Genomic DNA, 17,595 nt, shown 5'->3' on the forward strand with positions numbered 1-17,595 from the left:
GGCTAGTGCCGCGCGGTGAACGGGCGGTAGCGCGCCCGCACGAGCACGATGGCTGGGGGTTCGCTGGGATGCGGCGCGAGCCCGGGAATAGCTTCGGGCGGTCCGCGTTGGACTTGAGCGTACGACACTCAAGTTTGAATCCAGGAGGTTCACGTGCCCGAAGACTTCACTCAGGGCGGCGCAGCAGCAGACGGCGGATCGTCGTCGTTCGACGACTTCCTCGCCCGATACCTCGAGGGCGAGCGGGCGCGTTCGGCGCGGACCATCGACCTCAGCCGCTTCCTCACCGCACGGACGCAGGAGATCCTGCAGCGCGCCGGCCGGTTCGCGCTCGAGCGCGGCCAGAACGAGCTCGACGCGCTCCACATCCTGCGCGTCATCGTGAGCGAGGAGCCCGCGAAGGACGCCGTCGCTCGCCTCGGCGTCGACCCGAAGGTCATCGCCAAGGCCGCCGAGCAGCGCTTGCCGCAGGCGTCCTCGCCGAGCGTCAAGGACCCGGCCATCACGCCGTCGGCCCAGCGCGCGCTGTTCCACGCCTACCAGGTGGCCCGCGCCGCCGGATCGACGTACGTCGACCCCGAGCACCTCTTCTTCGCCCTCGTCATCAACCAGGACTCGCCCGCCGGAGAGGTCCTCGCCCGCGCCGGCGTCACGGCGGAGGCGCTGACGCAGGGCATGCGCCAGACCGTCGGCGACCCCGGCGTCGCCACCGACGACCAGGACGACCGCGATGCCGACGACCTCGACTCGGACACCCCGATGCTCGACCGCTTCGGCACCGACCTCACGGCGCTCGCCGCAGGTGGGACGCTCGACCCCGTCATCGGACGTTCCGAGGAGATCGAGCAGACCATCGAGATCCTCTCCCGCCGCACCAAGAACAACCCCGTGCTCGTCGGCGAGGCCGGCGTCGGCAAGACCGCGGTCGTCGAGGGGCTCGCCCAGGCGATCGTCGATGGCGGCGTCCCGGAGCAGTTGCGGGGCAAGCGCGTCATCTCACTCGACCTGCCGGCCATGGTCGCCGGAACCCGGTACCGCGGTGACTTCGAGGAGCGCCTCACCGGCCTGCTCGACGAGATCGCAGCCAACCGCTCCGAGCTGATCGTCTTCATCGACGAGGTCCACACCGTCGTCGGCGCCGGGGGTTCCGGCGAGGGCGGCATGGACGCCGGGAACATGCTGAAGCCACGTCTCGCGCGCGGTGAGCTGCACCTCATCGGTGCGACCACCCTCCGTGAATACCGCGGGATCGAGAAGGACCCGGCACTCGAACGCCGCTTCCAGCCCGTGCGCGTCGGTGAGCCGTCGATCGAGGACGCCGTCCTCATCCTCGACGGCCTCCGCCCGGCGTACGAGGAGCACCACGACGTCCGCTTCACCGACGACGCCCTCCGCGCCGCCGTCGAGCTGTCGGCCCGCTACCTCCCCGATCGCGTCCTGCCCGACAAGGCCATCGACCTCGTCGACCAGGCCGGCGCCCGGCTGCGGTTGCGGCTCGGGAAGGCCGTCGACGTGAGCGCCCTCGTCGAGGAGCTCGCGACACTCGAAGCGTCGAAGAACGCAGCCGTCTCGGCCGAGCACTACGAGGAGGCCTCGCGCATCCGCGACGAGATCACCGCCGTGCAGGCCAAGCTCGACGCCGCCTCCAACGGACCCGGCGCGCGCACCGATCGTGACGCGGTCGTCGACGAGGCCCAGATCGCCGGCGTCGTGTCCCGCGCCACCGGCATCCCGGTCAGCCGGCTCACGGAGGGCGAGCGGGATCGTCTCGCCGGCCTCGAGGACGAACTGCACGCCCGCGTCATCGGCCAGCACGACGCCGTGACCGCGGTGTCGAAGGCCGTCCGTCGCAACCGCACGGGCATGGGGGACGCGAACCGACCCGTCGGCAGCTTCCTGTTCCTCGGCCCCACCGGCGTGGGCAAGACGGAGCTCGCGAAGGCGCTCGCCGGATCACTCTTCGCGGACGAGCACTCGGTGATCCGCTTCGACATGAGCGAGTTCGGCGAACGCCACACGGTGTCGCGACTCGTCGGTGCCCCTCCCGGGTACGTCGGGTTCGACGAGGCCGGTCAGCTCACCGAGCGCGTGCGCCGGAACCCGTACTCGATCGTGCTGTTCGACGAGATCGAGAAGGCGCACCCGGACGTCTTCAACCTGCTCCTCCAGGTGCTCGACGACGGTCGCCTGACCGACGGCCAGGGTCGGACGATCGACTTCCGCAACACGGTCGTCGTCATGACCTCGAACCTCGGCTCCGAGTTCCTGGCCTCCCGGTCCGGTGCGATGGGCTTCGTGGCCGGTGGCGCCGACGACCCGACGGGCTTCGGCTCCGAGGAGGCGCTGCGGGCCCGGGTCATGGGCAAGCTGCGCGAGGCGATGCGTCCGGAGTTCCTCAACCGGATCGATGAGATCGTCCTCTTCCGCAAGCTCGACCAGCAGCAGCTGCAGGAGATCGTCGGACTGATGCTCGGCCGCACGACCGAACGGTTGGCCGCGCGCGGTGCGTCCCTCGAGACGACGCCTGAGGCGCTCGCGCTCCTCGCTGAGCTCGGCTACGAGCCGGAGTACGGTGCGCGCCCCCTGCGTCGCCTCATCCAGCGTGAGGTCGACGACCGCATCGCCGAGCTCGTCGTGAGTGGTGGGGTCGGCGACGGCTCGACCGTGCACGTCGACGCGGTCGACGGGAAGATCGTCGTCACCGAGCGCTCCGCGGTGGTGGCAGCAGCCGCATAGGCAGGGGCTCGATCGACAGGCTCAGGGACCGGACCTCCGGCCCCTGGGCCTGTCGGTGTTTCGGCGGCCTGTCAGCGCGAGCAAACTGGCCGTCCGCTGGGAGTTGAGCCAGGCGGGCTCAACTTTCTTGACGTCGAAACCGGGCCTCGGTAGCATTGAGTCATCGGGGCTCAAGTCTCGACGTCACACCAGCACCACCCCATCAACCAGCTCGGTGCCGAGCTCGTCGAGTCGGCCGGACGCCCACAGCATGCCGCCCGAGTCGACGAGTTCCGAACCGGCAGTCAACACAAGGAGAACCAACACATGGCACGTGCAGTAGGCATCGACCTCGGTACCACCAACTCGGTGGTCGCCGTCCTCGAAGGTGGAGAACCCACCGTCATCGCCAACGCCGAGGGCTTCCGCACCACCCCCTCCGTCGTCGCATTCACCAAGGATGGCGAGGTGCTCGTCGGCGAGACCGCGAAGCGCCAGGCCGTCACCAACGTCGACCGCACCATCGCGAGCGTCAAGCGCCACATGGGCACCGACTGGAAGTTCGACGTCGACGGCAAGAAGTACACGCCGCAGGAGCTGTCCGCCCGCATCCTCGCGAAGCTGAAGCGCGACGCCGAGCAGTACCTGGGCGACACCGTGACCGACGCGGTCATCACCGTCCCCGCCTACTTCAACGACGCCGAGCGTCAGGCCACGAAGGAGGCCGGTGAGGTCGCAGGCCTCAACGTGCTCCGCATCATCAACGAGCCGACCGCCGCTGCCCTCGCCTACGGCCTCGACCGCGGCAAGGAGGACGAGCTCATCCTCGTCTTCGACCTCGGTGGCGGTACCTTCGACGTCTCGCTGCTCGAAGTGGGCAAGGACGACGACTTCTCCACCATCCAGGTCCGTTCCACTTCCGGCGACAACCGCCTCGGTGGAGACGACTGGGACCAGCGCGTCGTCGACTACCTGATCAAGCGCTTCAAGGACTCGACCGGTGTTGACGTCTCGGGCGACAAGATCGCCAAGCAGCGCCTCAAGGAGGCCGCCGAGCAGGCGAAGAAGGAGCTCAGCTCCTCGATGTCGACGTCGATCCAGCTCCCGTACCTCTCCCTCACGGAGAACGGCCCGGCCAACCTCGACGAGACGCTCTCCCGCGCGAAGTTCGAGGAGCTCACGCAGGACCTGCTCGAGCGCACCCGCAAGCCGTTCAACGACGTCATCGCCGAGGCCGGCGTGAAGGTCTCCGACATCGCGCACGTCGTGCTCGTCGGTGGATCGACCCGCATGCCCGCTGTCGCCGAGCTCGTCAAGAAGCTCACCGGTGGTCAGGAGCCCAACAAGGGCGTCAACCCCGACGAGGTCGTCGCCGTCGGTGCCGCCCTCCAGGCCGGCGTGCTGAAGGGTGAGCGCAAGGACGTGCTGCTCATCGACGTCACCCCCCTGTCGCTCGGTATCGAGACCAAGGGTGGCATCATGACGAAGCTCATCGAGCGCAACACCGCGATCCCCACGAAGCGGAGCGAGACCTTCACCACGGCCGACGACAACCAGCCGTCCGTCGCGATCCAGGTCTTCCAGGGCGAGCGCGAGTTCACCCGCGACAACAAGAACCTCGGCACCTTCGAGCTGACCGGCATCGCGCCGGCTCCGCGCGGTGTGCCGCAGGTCGAGGTCACCTTCGACATCGACGCCAACGGCATCGTGCACGTGTCCGCTAAGGACAAGGGCACCGGCAAGGAGCAGTCGATGACCATCACGGGTGGCTCGTCCCTCGGCAAGGAGGACATCGAGCGCATGGTCCGCGAGGCCGAGGAGCACGCTGCGGACGACAAGGCCCGCCGCGAGCAGGCCGAGGTCCGCAACAGCGCCGAGCAGCTCGCCTACTCGATCGACAAGCTCATCAAGGAGAACGACGACAAGCTGCCCGAGGACGTCAAGACCGACGTCCAGGCCGATGTCGACGCCCTGAAGAGCGCGCTCGCCGGTGAGGACGAGGATGCGGTGAAGACCGCGTTCGACAAGCTCAACGAGAGCCAGGTCAAGCTCGGCGAGGCGATCTACGCCCAGGCGCAGGCCTCCGAGTCCGCCGCAGGAACCGAGGCCCCGGCTGAGGAGGCGACCTCCGATGAGGACGTCGTCGACGCCGAGGTCGTCGAGGACGAAGACGACAAGGACAAGAAGTAACCATGACTGACGAGAACCAGAACCAGAACCAGGACGATCCCATCATTCGTGACAAGCGACGGATCGACCCGGAGACCGGCGAGGTTCGTCAGCCTGGCACCGAGGGGGTTGACGCCGATGCGTCGGCCCCCTCGGGCGCACCTGCCGAATCCGCCGGCGCCGACGCACCGGCCGCCGACGACGAGCTGACCGTCGAGGACATCCTCAACGCGGCTCCCGAGGAGCCCGTGCAGGGCGGCGACCTCTCCCCGGCCGAGCAGCTCGCTGCAGAACGCCTCGGCGACCTGCAGCGCGTCACGGCCGAGTACGCGAACTACCGGAAGCGCACCGAGGCCGGCCGCGAGGTGGAGCGCGAGCGCACCACCGGCGAGGTCGCCAAGGTCCTGCTCCCGGTGCTCGACGACCTCGACCGCGCTGACAAGCACGGCGACCTCGAGGGCGACGCCCCCTTCACGCAGATCGCGGCCAAGCTCCGCGGCGCTGCTGAGAAGCTCGGGCTGAAGCCGTTCGGAGCGGTCGGCGAGACCTTCGACCCCAACGTGCACGAGGCCATCTTCCAGCAGCCCACGCCGGGCGCCGAGGGCGAGACCGTCCTCGACGTCGTGGAGACCGGGTACCACCTGGGCTCCACCCTGCTGCGCGCCGCGAAGGTGGTCGTCGCGGTCCCGGCGAGCTAGCCATGGCGAGTCAGGACTGGTTCGACAAGGACTTCTACAAGGTCCTCGGCGTCAAGAAGGACGTGACGCCGGCGGAACTGAAGAAGGTCTACCGGAAGCTCGCCCGGCAGTACCACCCGGACTCCAACCCGGGTGATGCGAAGGCCGAGGCGAAGTTCAAGGAGATCAGCGAGGCCCACTCGGTCCTCGGCGACCCCGAGCAGCGCAAGGAGTACGACGCCGTTCGTGCCATGGGCGGTGGAGCCCGCTTCACCGCCCCGGGTGCCGGCGGCGGCCAGGGCGGCTTCGAGGACGTCTTCGGGACGATGTTCGGTGGGGGCGGTGGTGGTGGCGGTCGCCAGAGCTACAGCTACCAGCAGGCTCCTCCCGGGTACGAGGACATCCTCGGCGGCATGTTCGGCCAGGGTGGCTTCGGCCAGACCTCCGGCGGCTTCCGCGGCTACGGCGGACCCACGCCGGGCCGCGACATCACCGCGCACACGACGATCGACTTCATCACGGCCACGCAGGGCGACACCATCTCCCTGCAGACCTCCGAGGGACGCACCATCAAGGTGAAGATCCCGGCGGGTGTGTCGGATGGACAGAAGATCCGCCTGCGCGGCAAGGGGCAGCCGAGTCCGGACGGCGGCGAACCCGGCGATATCGTGGTCACCGTGAGTGTCCGCAAGCATCCCGTGTTCGAACGCGACGGCCTGAACCTCCGCGTCACCGTGCCGGTCACCTTCGTGGAGGCCGCGCTCGGCGCCACGATCGAGGTTCCGACGCTCGGCGGCGACCCCGTCAAGCTGCGCGTCGCCCCCGGCACGCCGAGCGGCCGCGTCCTCCGCGTCAAGGGCCGTGGAGTCGCGACGACGAAGGGCACCGGCGACCTCCTGGCCGTCGTGCAGATCGTCGTCCCGGCGCATCTCGGCGGCGAGGCCAAGGAGGCACTCGAACGGTTCCACGAGCTGGAGCCGAAGGACAACCCCCGAGACGAGCTCATCGCTCGGGCTCGGGGCTAGTAGCCAGCAGCACACGGAAGGGCAGGGAGCATGGACGAGCATTCGCCGGTCTTCGCGATCGCGATGGCTGCCGAGCTCGCCGGCATGCACCCGCAGACCCTCCGGCAGTACGACCGGCTCGGCCTCGTGTCGCCGACACGGACCGCCGGGAAGTCCCGCAGGTACTCGATGCGCGACATCGCCCAGCTCCGTGAGGTGTCGAGGCTCAGCGCCGAGGGCGTCAGCCTCGAGGGCATCTCCCGCATCCTGACCCTGGAGAACGAGGTCAGCTCGCTCCAGGGCCGGGTGCGGGAGCTCGAGCACGCGCTCGCCAACGCCCTCCTGCGGACTCCGGGCAACCGGGTGTTCGCCGCAGGCATGGAGGGCAGCGTCGTCCCGATGCGGAGCGGTACCCGCACCCGTCGCCGGACCGAGGTCGTCGTCTGGCGGCCGTCGCTCTCCGAGTAGCCGACGAAAGCGCACTCGTGGTCGTCATCCCGCACGGATGACGACCACGAGTGCGCTTTCGTGTACGCGTAGGGTTGGGGCATGAGCGCGCAGCCCGTGGTGACGAAGCCGGACCCGGCGCAGACCGCACCCGCGACGGCCCGCAGGCGGCGCGGCGCCCGGCTGACCGGACTGACCGCCTACCCGCTCATGTACTTCGGCGTCATCGCCGGCGTGCTTCCGCTGCTGACACTCGTCGTGATCGGCGCCCCCATCCTCGTCGGCGTCCTGCTCGGAGCTGGCGAGGCTGAATGGGTCGACGGCTTCTCGCGCGTGTTCGGGTTCATCCTGCTCTTCCTGACACCGCCGTTCGGTGCCTGGGTGTGGGGGTACGTCGCGCTCGGGGTCGTCGCCTTCCTCGGTGGCATCGCCCTCAGTCTCAGGATCCTGCGACGTCACGGCGTGCGTCGTGCAGGAGCCGTCACGCACTGGGGCATGTGGGCCACCGTCCCGCTGCAGCTCATCTTCGCGGTCATCAGCCTCGTGATCGTGTTCGGCGCGATCGCGTCCGTCCGCGCCGAGGATGCCAGCGGCCTCGAGACCGTCCGCGCCTTCGGCCAGGGCGTCGCCATCGCCACGGTCGTCAACCTCCTCGTCTCCGCCGGGCTCGGTGTCCTCGTCTTCCCGGCCGTCCTCCGAGCCGTGAAGGCGGAGAAACCGGTGCGACGCTCACGTCGACGCGGCTGACCCTGGACGGTGTCGGTCCCCGGGAGCAGAATCGCTGCATCAGCCGTCCAGGCTGTGTCGCCGCTCCAGAAGGGACGCCAGCATGACCACGATGCCGATCGCCGTCGATCCGCCCTCGATGTACACGAGCCCCGCCTTCGCGCAGGGCATGATCCTCCCGGCCGGCCCGACGCTGTTCATCGGCGGGCAGAACGGTGTCGACGCCGAGGGCGCACTCCTCGACGGCCTCGGTCCGCAGACCGAGCAGGCGCTCCGGAACGTCCTCACGGTGCTCGCCGAGGCCGGTTCCGGACCCGAGCACGTCGCGAAGCTCACCATCTACCTCGCGCCAGGGATCGATCCGTCCGACGGCTACGCCGCGACCGCGGCGGTCTGGGGTGGTCGCCGGACCGCGGTGACGGTCGTCTCCGTCGCACCGGCACGCCCGGGCGCGCTCGTCGAGATCGACGCCGTGGCGGCGGTCCCCACGTCTTGAGCGCTGAACCCGCTCGGACGACCCGCCGGTACGCTGAGGGGATGCCCGAGTTCTCCTTCGACGCGCTGCGCCGGTTCCCCGATCACGAGGCGCCGAACCTCTTCGCCGTCGACGCGACCGACCGGTTCCTGCTCGACGAAGCGGCCGCGGCCTTGGCGGGGAGAGTCCCGACGCCCGGCGAGATCGTCGTCGTCGGCGACGCCTACGGGGCGCTCACCCTCGGCGCCATCGCGCTCCTCGGGGCGACGGACGTCCGGGTCCACCAGGACGCGGCGGTCGGCGAACGCGCGCTCGCCGCCAACGCCGAACGCCTCGGCATCGACGGCGGCTTCCGCAACCTGCCGCTCGGCGAGGAGCTGTTCACGGGCGCATCGCTCGTCCTCCTCCAGTTACCGAAGCACCTCGAAGCCCTGCACGAGATCGCCGCCGCCGTGGCCCGCTGGGGCGCTGACGATGTCCGTCTCCTGGCCGGTGGCCGGGTCAAGCACCTCACGCCCGCGATGAACGACGTGCTTCGGCGGAGCTTCTCGACCGTCACCGCGAGCCTCGCCCGCCAGAAGTCGCGGGTGCTCCGCGCGAGCGACCCGGTGACCGCCACCGCCGTCGAGGGAGAGCATGACGATGACGACACCACGGCCTCGACCGCGCTGCGCACCGAGCACCACGCCGACATCGGCCTGACCATCGCCGCCGCCGGGGCGGCGTTCGCCGGCACGAAGCTCGACATCGGTACCCGGTTCCTGCTCGAGATGCTGCCGGAGATCGCGCCCGAAGCTCGGACGGCCATCGACCTCGGCTGCGGCACCGGCGTCCTCGCGGTGTCGCTCGCCATCGCCCGGCCCGAGCTCGCGGTCATCGCGACCGACCAGTCCGCTGCAGCGGTCGCCTCGACCACCGCGACCATCGCGGCCAACGACGACGCCGATCGCCGACTGGCCGAGCGCATCACGGTGCTCCGCGACGACGGCCTGTCGATGCAGCCGGATGCCTCAGCCGACCTCATCGTCTTGAACCCGCCCTTCCACAGCGGGACCACCGTCCATACGGGCGTCGCCCACGACCTGTTCGCCGAGGCCGCGCGCGTCCTCCAACCGGGCGGCACCCTCGCCGTCGTGTGGAACTCGCACCTCGGCTACCGGGCGGCGCTCGAGCGGCTCGTCGGTCCGACGACGCAGCTCGCGCGCAACCAGAAGTTCACCGTGACCGTCTCGCACCCCCGGTCCACCGGCGAGCCGCGTCCGTAGCTCCTGCCGCTCGGACCGTCCGGTGTGCGCCGGCCGCTCGGACACCGGGACCGTCGGCCGCTCACCGACGATCGGCAGGAGTCGTGGGACGTCAGGCGGCGTTCCAGAGGCGCTCGATGCGCTCGCGGAGCGCGGTCTCCTCCGGAAATTCGTCGGCGTACGTCGAAGGGTCGATCGTGATGGTGTCCACGGCGTCGAACCACCACCGCCCCGGCTCACCGGAGACCCCGAGGCCGGTCCAGGTCCCCGTGGAGACACCCGCCTTGATCAGGCCGATCGCCGCCCCGAGCGTCGCGTCGTCGCCCGCGTGGAATTCGACCTGCAGTCGGCCGGCGCTGCCCTCGAACGAGGCCAGGGAGCCCGATGCGGTCAGCTGCTCGACCAGGGTGAGCAGCGATGCGGCCTCCGCGCGAGAGCCGCTCACCGAGAATGTGCCAGGGTCGCCGTTCGCGACAGGGCCACCGATCCGGAGCGACTCGACGATCGACGCCGCCGGCAGCGCATCGAGGGCGTCGAGGGAGGCGCGACCCGCCGCCGGATCCGACACGGTGATCCCGAGGCGGTCACTCGACGCCGCGATCGCGGTGACGCCGGGCACCGCGCCGAGGGCCTGGACGACCGGCAGCATCTCCGCCGACGGGACGCCGTCATCCCACGTGACGATGCCGCCCTGGATCTCCACTGCGACGTTCGCCGGCACCGCACCCGTCGCCACCGCGGTCGCTGCGGCCACGTCGTCGACGTTCGCGATGCGGAGGTCGATCGTCTCCGGGGTCAGCGTGGCGCCGATCACCTCGAACTGCTCGGCGACGGCCACGTAGGCGGCGCGGGTCGCGCCGGGATCGCCGCTGACCGTCGCGTCGTCGTCGACGCCTGAGGAGATGGAGAATCGCGCGGTCGCGTCCCAGTTCGGGAAGCCGGGGGCCGCATCGTCGGCACCGTCCTCGTCGGGTTCGGCCGGGTCGACGCCGTCGTCGCTGCGGCCGGCGACGACCGCGGCGGTGTAGGCGGGCGTCGCGTCGGCGGTCGCTCTGGCCAGGTCGTAGGCGTCGAGGAAGTCCTCGCCGGGACGCGTGACGAGGGTGAGCGAGGACGCACGCGCGCCGCCGGTTCCCGCGAAGGCGAGCTGGAGCTCGCCGCCCGGCACACCCTCGTCCTCGAGCGAGGCGAGCAGCTCCAGCTGGGTCGCGTTGTCGGCTCGTCGGTCGAGGACGGACAGGGTGAACCCGCGGACGGTGAGGTCGACGCCCTCCCACGTCGCACCGCCGCTCCGCTTCGCCTGCTCGTTCAGGAAGCCGCCGATGCGGTCCACGACCTCGCTCAGTCGGTCGTCGGAGACGTCGTCGTCGAGGAGCACCGACGCCGCTGCCGTACCGCTCCACGGCAGGGTGTTGCTGCCGGTCGTGTCGACGTCGACCACCTCCGGGACGCCGTCCAGAAGCTGTTCGAAGTCCCGTCCGGCGGCGGAAGCCGCGTTCACGTCGCCGCAGCCCGAGAGGCAGAGGACGGCGGCCATCGCGAAGAGGGCCGTCGCGGCGGTCCGGATCGTGCGGTTCTGCGGCATGGATCCACCCTAGGAGCTGTCGGGAACAGCCCGCGTCGGGGTGGTCCCGACGTCTCAGGTGCGTCGCGGCGTGTGCCCGTATGCTGGCCCGATGTCCGAGCCGCCCACCCCAGCAGACGGCGTGGGTCGCGACGCACCTCGGGTGGACCAGCATGAACTGACGGCGGTCGAGCGCTGGATCGACGACCGGGCCAACCGACTCCTGCGCGACGCCCCCGACGGCGGTGCGCGGGCGAAGGCCGTCGAGTTCCTCGTCTTCGGGGCGAAACAGGCGTGGGCGTGCATCTTCGGCGCAGCGATGCTCGCCGTCATCGTCGCCGCCCGCCTCTGGTACCCGGACGACGTCTGGCTCGCCCGGAACGACGCGCTCGTCGTCGCTGCCATCGTCATCCAGGTGGTCATGATCGCCACGAGACTCGAGACCGGCCGCGAGCTCTGGGTGATCGTCCTGTTCCACGTCGTCGGGACGGGCATGGAGCTGTTCAAGACCGGGGTGGGGTCGTGGGAGTACGACGGCGGCGGGGTCCTGCACCTCGGCGCCGTGCCCTTGTACACCGGGTTCATGTACGCGGCCGTCGGGTCGTACATGGTCCGGGTGTACCGGCTCTTCGACCTGCGGTTCGACCGCTATCCACGGGTGTGGCTCACGACGATCATCGCGGCCGGCATCTACGTGAACTTCTTCAGCCAGCACGTCATCGTGGATCTGCGATGGGTGCTGCTCGCGGCCGTCCTCGTCGTGTTCGCCCGGACGATGATGCACTTCCGCGTGTTCCGTCGGACGCACCGCATGCCCGTGCTGGTGGCGTTCCTGCTCGTCGCCTGCTTCATCTGGATCGCCGAGAACATCGGCACGATCTCGGGAGCCTGGCTGTACCCGAACCAGGAGGACGGCTGGCAGCTCGTCCCGCTCACCAAACTCGTGTCGTGGTTCCTGCTCATGATGATCTCGGTGGTGATGGTCACCTGGGTGTACCCGCCCAAGCGGCCGGATCGCCTCCCGACCTGAGCCGCCTGCTGTCAACAGTTGCTGAAGGCGGTCCGCGCACCGGGTAGGGTTCGGGAGAGAGCGACCCGAGCCCGGTGATCGCTCGGCCCCTTCCGGAGAGCAGCCATGGCCCAGCGTCAGCCCCAGGATCCACGATTCCGTGATCGTGCCGGTGCTCGGCCAGCTCCCACGCAGCCGGGCACCGCCCAGCCGGCCCCCGCCAGGCCCCCCGCCGCTCGGCCGACCCCGGCTCGGCCGGCCGGTGTGCCTCGTTCCACGAACCCGACGGTCGGCATCTCCGTGCCAGCCGCTGCATCGGCACCCCTGCCCCGGACGAACCACCTCTTCGCCGGCGCGCAGTTCGCCTTCATCGCCTCGATCCTGATGCTCGGGCTGTACATCGGCCTGACCTCGACGTGGACCCTGCTGGAACCCGACTTCCTCATCGGGCTCTCCCTGACGGCCGCGGCCACGTCCCTGCTCTTCGCCGTGCCGCCGTCGGGCGCTCTCCGTGGTCTGCTCGTGCTCGTGCCGACCATCGACATCCTCGCCGTCGGATTCTTCCGCGACACCCTGCCGAACCTGCCGACGTCGGGTCTCCTCATCGTCATCCCGGTGCTCTGGCTCGCCGGTGGGTTCGGGGTCTCGGCACTGCCCGTCCCGGTGTTCGGAGCGATCTTCGTCTCCCTCATCCCGGTCGCGCGCGCCGGAGCATGGCCGACGACGCCTGGCGGGTGGGGTGCGATCTGCATCCTGCCGGCCCTCGTCCTCATCATGACCGTCACCGTGCACCTCGCCGCACGTCAGCTCCGCGCCCACGAGGGACGGGCGCGCATCGCGCTCGCCGCGGCGACGGAGGCGGCAGCCATCGCGACGACGGTCTCGGAATCCGTCGACGCCGCCGTCGCCTTCTTCAGGCCCGACGGGACCGCGGCGCTTCGGAACGAGGCGACCTACGAACAGGCCGAACGAGCCGGCTTCGACCGGAAGACCCGTGCCGGCGTCCACGTCTACGGACCGGACCGGAAGACCCGGGTGTCGCCCGACAAGCAGGTCATCAACCGGGCGCTGCGCGGGGAGAGCTTCCGCGGCGAACTCTATTGGATCGGGGAGCCGGGAGACCAACGCGCCATCATCGGGAACGCGCGACAGGTGCACACCGACGACGGCACGTTCGTGGGCACCATCACCGTCGGTCACGACGTCACCGACCTCGCCGACGCGGTGGCGCTGCGCGAAGCGTTCCTCATCGACGTCTCCCACGAACTCCGCACCCCGTTGACGTCGATCATCGGCTACCTCGACCTCCTCACCGAAGGACATGACCTGCGGCAGCTCGGGCTGGAGCGCGAGGTCTCGACGATCCAGCGCAACGCGGAGCAGTTGTACGCGATCATCGGTGACCTGCTCGCAGCGGGCGACGCCGAGATGCGCGTGCGGATCGCCCTCACCGACGTCGCCGACATCGCCCGGGAGAGCGCGGCCGCGATCCTCCCGCAGGCGTCGGAGGCCGGCGTCGTCGTCCGAGCCGAGATCCCTCCGCACGTCGAACTGGAGGGCGACGGTGCACGCCTCCGCCAGATCTTCGACAACCTGCTCTCGAACGCGGTGAAGTACACCCCGCGGGGCGGACGCGTCGTCCTGACCATCGCGGTGGACGGTGAGACCTGCACCGTGAACGTCGCGGACACCGGCATCGGCATCTCGCCCGACGATCAGCGGCAGCTCTTCGACCGCTTCTTCCGAGCCAGGGAGGTCCGCGACGATGCGCGGCCAGGTGTCGGCCTCGGGCTGTCGATCGTGAAGTCCATCACCGAGGCGCATCATGGCTGGATCACCGTGTCCAGCCGTCCGGGCCGCGGCTCCACCTTCACCGTGACCCTGCCGCTCCGCCAGCCGCGCGCCGGCGCACCGTCCGCTTCCTGAGTCGGACCCCGGCGGGGAGGCGCTTCGGCACGCATCGTGGGAGGCTTGGAGGATGGCGCAGATCCTCGACCAGCCGATCGTCGACGAGGCGACCCTCACCATGCAACCGTGGGTCACCATCGTGTGGAACGACCCGGTGAACCTCATGTCCTACGTCTCCCTCGTGTTCCGCAGCTACTTCGGCTACACCCACGAGGAGGCGGAGCGACTCATGCTCGCCGTGCACCACGAGGGCCGCGCCGTCGTCGCGACCGGCAACCGCGAGGAGATGGAGCGCCATGTCGAGGCGATGCACGGGTACGGGCTCTGGGCCTCGCTCGCGAAGGCCGACGCATGAGCGCCTTCGTCCGTCCGCCCGTCGGACCCGTCGTGCTCCGCCTCGACGAGCAGGAGACGTCGATCCTCGAACAACTGGCGAGCCAGCTCGTCGACATGCTCGAGGACGCGACGCGCGCCGGGCTGGCGACCGCCGTGGAGCTCGACCCCGCCATGGCGCGACTGGTGCCCGAGGGATACCGCGACGATCCCGAGGCCGCCGCGGAGTTCCGACGCTTCACCGCCGACGACCTCGTCGGCGGCAAGGTGACCGCGGCGCGGACCGTCCTGGCGGCGCTCACCGCCGACGTGTCCGACGCGACTCAGCCGACCGACGTCCCGGTCGGGCACGAGGATGGTGCAGCCGTGACCCTCGAGGGCGAGACGGCCTGGACCTGGTTGCGGTTCCTCAACGACACCCGGCTCACCATCGCCGCTCGACTCGGCATCGAGGAGGACGACGCGGAGCCGTTCGACCCGTCTCCGAGGACCTCGGACGACGAGCAGGATCCGCAGCTCATGATGGCGATCTACGCCTGGCTCGGGTACCTGCAGGAGTCGATCGTCGCCGTCCTCGACGAAGCCTGACCCACGGCACCGGGCTCACCTGCGACACACACGCCACGGGTAGCCTTGGTGACCATGCACATCCTCGTCTTCAGCGACCAGCACCCCGAGTCGTCCGGCGGGGCCCAGGTCTCGATCCGGCTGCAGCGGCGATTCCTGGAGGCCGCGGGGCACACCGTCACCGTGTGCTCGCCGCGGATGCACCAGGCGCACGACGACGACCCGCACTATCTCGACACCCCCTCGATCCCCATCACGCTCGACCGCGAGTACTCGATGACCGTGCCCGGCCGGCTCACCGACCGCTGGCTCGACGCACGACTGGCCGAGCTGCCACCGGTGGACGTCGTGCACGTGCAGGCCGATTTCTGGCAGGCGCTCACGGCCTACCGCTACGCCGAACGGCACGGGATCCCGGCCCTCCACACGATGCACAACCGCATGGACGTCGGCATCGAGCAGACCATGCCGGCACCGGGCCTCGTCGTCGGAGCCCTGTCGTGGTGGCAGCGCCGGGTCCTCCGGCCGCGGCTGTCGACCCTGCCGACGGGCGTCTGGTCCTACCTGCAGGAGTTCGCCAAGCGTGCGGCCGTCGTCATCGCGCCGTCGCACCACTTCGCGCGTGTCCTCCGCGAGCAGGGCGTGACCGCCCATGCCGAGGTCCTGTCGACGGGCGTCGACGACGCGGTGCTCGACGAGATCCTCGACGAACGCGCGACCACCCTTCGCGTGCCGCACCGGCTGCCGTCCTTCGTGTGGATCGGCCGCTTCAGCCAGGAGAAGCGGCTCATGGAGTTCCTCGAGGCGGTCCGGCTCGCGGACGTCGACGCGGTGTTCCGCCTGTACGGGGCCGGCCTCCTGCTCGCGAAGGCCCAGGCGTTCGTCGCCCAACACGACCTCGCCGACCACGTCGTCTTCGCCGGGCGCGTGTCCTACCCCGACTCGCTGCGCGCGATCGCCGACGCCGACGCCCTCGTGCAGACGTCGATCGGGTTCGAGACGCAGGGCATGACCGTGTTCGAGGCGGCCGCACTCGGCACACCGTCGATCATCAGCGACCCGAACATCGCGGCGGAGCTCCCCGCCGACTCGATGTGGCAGCCGACGGACGGTGGGGTCGAAGCGCTCGCCGAAGCGATCCGTCGGGCCGTCGCCGACATCGACGCGGGAACCGCACCGGTCGTCGCACCGGGCCTCGCCCGCACCCTGCGCCAGTCGACGCAGACCACGCGCCTCATCGCCCTGTACGAGGCAGCCATGGCGCCGGAGGCCGCGCGCTAGCATCGGCTCATGCGCAGGACATCGAAGCAGCAGACCGGGCCGAACGGTGGCGAGCGCGTCCTGATCCTGTCGGCCGGGGTCGGGTCCGGACACAACAGCGCCGCCGCCGCCGTGGAACAGGCGTGCGCGGGGCGCCCCGACGTCACCGAGGTCGAGGTGCTGGACGTCCTCCAGGCGAGCACCTCCCTGTACCGCGACGTCCTCGGCAAGGGGTACTTCGTGCTCGTCGAGGAGACGCCCTGGCTCGTGGAGTGGGGCTACGACCTCAGCGACGCACCGTTCCGTCGTCGCGGCCCGCTCGACCCCTGGACGCGGGCGAACGCGATGCCGGTGGTCAGCGCGATCAAACGCTTCAAGCCGACGGCGATCATCTGCACCCACTTCCTCCCGGCCCAGTTGCTGGCCTCCCTCATCCTCCGCGGCGCCGTCGACGCCAGGACCGCGATCGTCACCACGGACTACGACTTCCAGGGGCTGTGGCTGACGAGCGCCTTCCACGCGCTCTTCCTCGCCCGGGAGGAGGGTCGGGTCCAGCTGACGGCCCTCGGTCTTCCGCCCGACCGCGTCGTGGCTTCTGGGATCCCCATCGCGGCCCAGCCGGGCGCTCCGGCCGAGCGCGACCCGGCAGCACCACCCATGCTGCTCGTCTCGGCCGGTGCCTCCGGCGGTGACTACGCGCTCGCGGTCGTCCGGCAGACGCTGCACCTGCGGTCGCCGTTCACCGCCACGATCGTGTGCGGGCGGAACGAGGCGCTCCGGCGGAGCGTCGAGGACTTCATCGCGCCCGGTGACGACCGCTACACCGTGCTCGGCTTCACCGACGAGATGCCGCAGCTCCTGCAGCGAGCCGACCTGTTCATCGGCAAGCCCGGGGGACTGTCGGCGTCGGAGTGCATGGCCGCCGGTCTGCCGATGGTGCTCGTGAACCCCATCCCCGGGCAGGAGGTCCGCAACGGCGACTACCTCATGGAGCAGGGTGCCGCCGTCCGGTGCAACACCGCGACGACGATCGGGTGGAAGATCGACGGGATCCTCGGTGAGCCGGGGCGCCTGGCGCGGATGCAGGCCGCAGCCCGCCGTGTCGGTCGCCCGGACGCGGCCCGCGACGTCGTCGAGCGGTTGCTCGACGGCCCGGCACGACCGTTCGTCGTGACCCGGGCCGCGCAGAAGACGATCTTCGACGCGAGCGCCCGACGGGTGGTCGCGAGCGAGCTCGAGGGCGAGTCGGCCCTCGTGCGCCTCGTCGACCCGGCGGCGTCCAGCACCGTGGCGCTGCTCCGGGCCGGCGAGCTGGATGACCTGCAGCAGCGCTACACCGGGCCGGACGGCACCCTCGTGCTGCGACGCGACGACGCGGTGCTCTCCGTCCGGCGTGACACCCAGCGACTGCTCCGCGCCGTCCTCGGACGGGACGAGGAGCTCGCTGTGCGGGTCGAGGGCCTCGCCGACCTCGAGTCGGCCGGCCCGAGCTGATCG

Annotated in this window: 15 protein-coding genes; 14 read left to right on the forward strand and 1 reads right to left on the reverse strand. The window is 70.3% G+C overall.

Annotation, left to right across the window (positions count from 1 at the left end):
* Positions 1–153: 153 nt before the first annotated feature.
* The 8 genes from QRN19_RS00795 (at position 154) to QRN19_RS00830 (ending at position 9,478) form a co-directional block, all read left to right on the forward strand.
* Positions 154–2,736 (forward strand): ATP-dependent Clp protease ATP-binding subunit, encoded by a 2,583-nt coding sequence (locus tag QRN19_RS00795; RefSeq protein WP_285024634.1) that lies wholly within the window; start codon positions 154–156, stop codon positions 2,734–2,736.
* A gap of 306 nt (positions 2,737–3,042) precedes the next feature.
* The gene (gene dnaK / locus QRN19_RS00800) at positions 3,043–4,905 is read left to right on the forward strand and encodes a molecular chaperone DnaK (RefSeq protein WP_064297153.1); all 1,863 of its coding nucleotides are present in this window, start codon (positions 3,043–3,045) and stop codon (positions 4,903–4,905) included.
* Positions 4,906–4,907: 2 nt separating this feature from the next.
* The gene (locus QRN19_RS00805; protein WP_285024635.1) at positions 4,908–5,582 is read left to right on the forward strand and encodes a nucleotide exchange factor GrpE; all 675 of its coding nucleotides are present in this window, start codon (positions 4,908–4,910) and stop codon (positions 5,580–5,582) included.
* 2 nt (positions 5,583–5,584) lie between these two features.
* Entirely contained in the window at positions 5,585–6,586 is a 1,002-nt protein-coding gene (locus tag QRN19_RS00810) for a DnaJ C-terminal domain-containing protein (RefSeq protein WP_079704948.1), read from the forward strand.
* 30 nt (positions 6,587–6,616) lie between these two features.
* Positions 6,617–7,033 carry a heat shock protein transcriptional repressor HspR gene (locus tag QRN19_RS00815; protein WP_064297156.1) on the forward strand — a complete coding sequence of 139 codons (417 nt, stop codon included), beginning with the start codon at positions 6,617–6,619 and terminating at the stop codon, positions 7,031–7,033.
* 81 nt (positions 7,034–7,114) lie between these two features.
* Positions 7,115–7,759, forward strand: a complete 645-nt coding sequence (locus QRN19_RS00820; protein WP_285024636.1) for a hypothetical protein — start codon at positions 7,115–7,117, stop codon at positions 7,757–7,759.
* An 82-nt stretch (positions 7,760–7,841) separates the two neighbouring features.
* A complete protein-coding gene (locus tag QRN19_RS00825) occupies positions 7,842–8,234 on the forward strand; it encodes a RidA family protein (RefSeq protein WP_285024637.1) in 393 nt (130 codons plus the stop codon).
* A 41-nt stretch (positions 8,235–8,275) separates the two neighbouring features.
* Complete coding sequence (locus QRN19_RS00830; RefSeq protein WP_285024638.1) at positions 8,276–9,478, forward strand: class I SAM-dependent methyltransferase; 1,203 nt, start codon at positions 8,276–8,278, stop codon at positions 9,476–9,478.
* Between the two features lie 91 nt (positions 9,479–9,569).
* On the opposite strand, the gene QRN19_RS00835 is transcribed toward QRN19_RS00830, so the two are convergent.
* Positions 9,570–11,042 (reverse strand): hypothetical protein, encoded by a 1,473-nt coding sequence (locus QRN19_RS00835; protein ID WP_285024639.1) that lies wholly within the window; start codon positions 11,040–11,042, stop codon positions 9,570–9,572.
* 91 nt (positions 11,043–11,133) lie between these two features.
* Between QRN19_RS00835 and QRN19_RS00840 the strand changes: the two genes are divergently transcribed.
* From QRN19_RS00840 to QRN19_RS00865, 6 genes are all read left to right on the forward strand, one after another.
* Positions 11,134–12,051 (forward strand): DUF817 domain-containing protein, encoded by a 918-nt coding sequence (locus QRN19_RS00840; protein ID WP_285024640.1) that lies wholly within the window; start codon positions 11,134–11,136, stop codon positions 12,049–12,051.
* A gap of 243 nt (positions 12,052–12,294) precedes the next feature.
* Entirely contained in the window at positions 12,295–13,956 is a 1,662-nt protein-coding gene (locus tag QRN19_RS00845; protein WP_285024641.1) for a sensor histidine kinase, read from the forward strand.
* Positions 13,957–14,008: 52 nt separating this feature from the next.
* Positions 14,009–14,293 carry an ATP-dependent Clp protease adapter ClpS gene (gene clpS, locus QRN19_RS00850; protein WP_056009029.1) on the forward strand — a complete coding sequence of 95 codons (285 nt, stop codon included), beginning with the start codon at positions 14,009–14,011 and terminating at the stop codon, positions 14,291–14,293.
* The gene (locus tag QRN19_RS00855; RefSeq protein ID WP_285024642.1) at positions 14,290–14,859 is read left to right on the forward strand and encodes a DUF2017 family protein; all 570 of its coding nucleotides are present in this window, start codon (positions 14,290–14,292) and stop codon (positions 14,857–14,859) included. The genes clpS and QRN19_RS00855 overlap by 4 nt, the downstream gene beginning before the upstream one ends.
* A 54-nt stretch (positions 14,860–14,913) precedes the next feature.
* The gene (locus QRN19_RS00860) at positions 14,914–16,119 is read left to right on the forward strand and encodes a glycosyltransferase (protein WP_285024643.1); all 1,206 of its coding nucleotides are present in this window, start codon (positions 14,914–14,916) and stop codon (positions 16,117–16,119) included.
* 9 nt (positions 16,120–16,128) lie between these two features.
* Positions 16,129–17,592: an MGDG synthase family glycosyltransferase gene (locus QRN19_RS00865; protein WP_285024644.1), complete on the forward strand. Its 1,464-nt coding sequence runs from the start codon at positions 16,129–16,131 to the stop codon at positions 17,590–17,592.
* The last annotated feature ends 3 nt before the right edge of the window (positions 17,593–17,595 follow it).

The organism is Plantibacter sp. ME-Dv--P-122b (assembly GCF_030209375.1).
Lineage (GTDB): Bacteria > Actinomycetota > Actinomycetes > Actinomycetales > Microbacteriaceae > Plantibacter.

Bases quoted from the DNA above. Each gene is read 5' to 3' on its own strand.
- QRN19_RS00805 (WP_285024635.1), top strand. From the start codon at position 4,908: ATGACTGACGAGAACCAGAACCAGAACCAGGACGATCCCATCATTCGT.
- QRN19_RS00830 (WP_285024638.1), top strand. From the start codon at position 8,276: ATGCCCGAGTTCTCCTTCGACGCGCTGCGCCGGTTCCCCGATCACGAG.
- QRN19_RS00860 (WP_285024643.1), top strand. From the start codon at position 14,914: ATGCACATCCTCGTCTTCAGCGACCAGCACCCCGAGTCGTCCGGCGGG.
- dnaK (WP_064297153.1), top strand. From the start codon at position 3,043: ATGGCACGTGCAGTAGGCATCGACCTCGGTACCACCAACTCGGTGGTC.
- QRN19_RS00825 (WP_285024637.1), top strand. From the start codon at position 7,842: ATGACCACGATGCCGATCGCCGTCGATCCGCCCTCGATGTACACGAGC.
- QRN19_RS00820 (WP_285024636.1), top strand. From the start codon at position 7,115: ATGAGCGCGCAGCCCGTGGTGACGAAGCCGGACCCGGCGCAGACCGCA.
- QRN19_RS00855 (WP_285024642.1), top strand. From the start codon at position 14,290: ATGAGCGCCTTCGTCCGTCCGCCCGTCGGACCCGTCGTGCTCCGCCTC.
- QRN19_RS00840 (WP_285024640.1), top strand. From the start codon at position 11,134: ATGTCCGAGCCGCCCACCCCAGCAGACGGCGTGGGTCGCGACGCACCT.
- QRN19_RS00865 (WP_285024644.1), top strand. From the start codon at position 16,129: ATGCGCAGGACATCGAAGCAGCAGACCGGGCCGAACGGTGGCGAGCGC.
- QRN19_RS00835 (WP_285024639.1), bottom strand. From the start codon at position 11,042: ATGCCGCAGAACCGCACGATCCGGACCGCCGCGACGGCCCTCTTCGCG.
- QRN19_RS00810 (WP_079704948.1), top strand. From the start codon at position 5,585: ATGGCGAGTCAGGACTGGTTCGACAAGGACTTCTACAAGGTCCTCGGC.
- clpS (WP_056009029.1), top strand. From the start codon at position 14,009: ATGGCGCAGATCCTCGACCAGCCGATCGTCGACGAGGCGACCCTCACC.
- QRN19_RS00815 (WP_064297156.1), top strand. From the start codon at position 6,617: ATGGACGAGCATTCGCCGGTCTTCGCGATCGCGATGGCTGCCGAGCTC.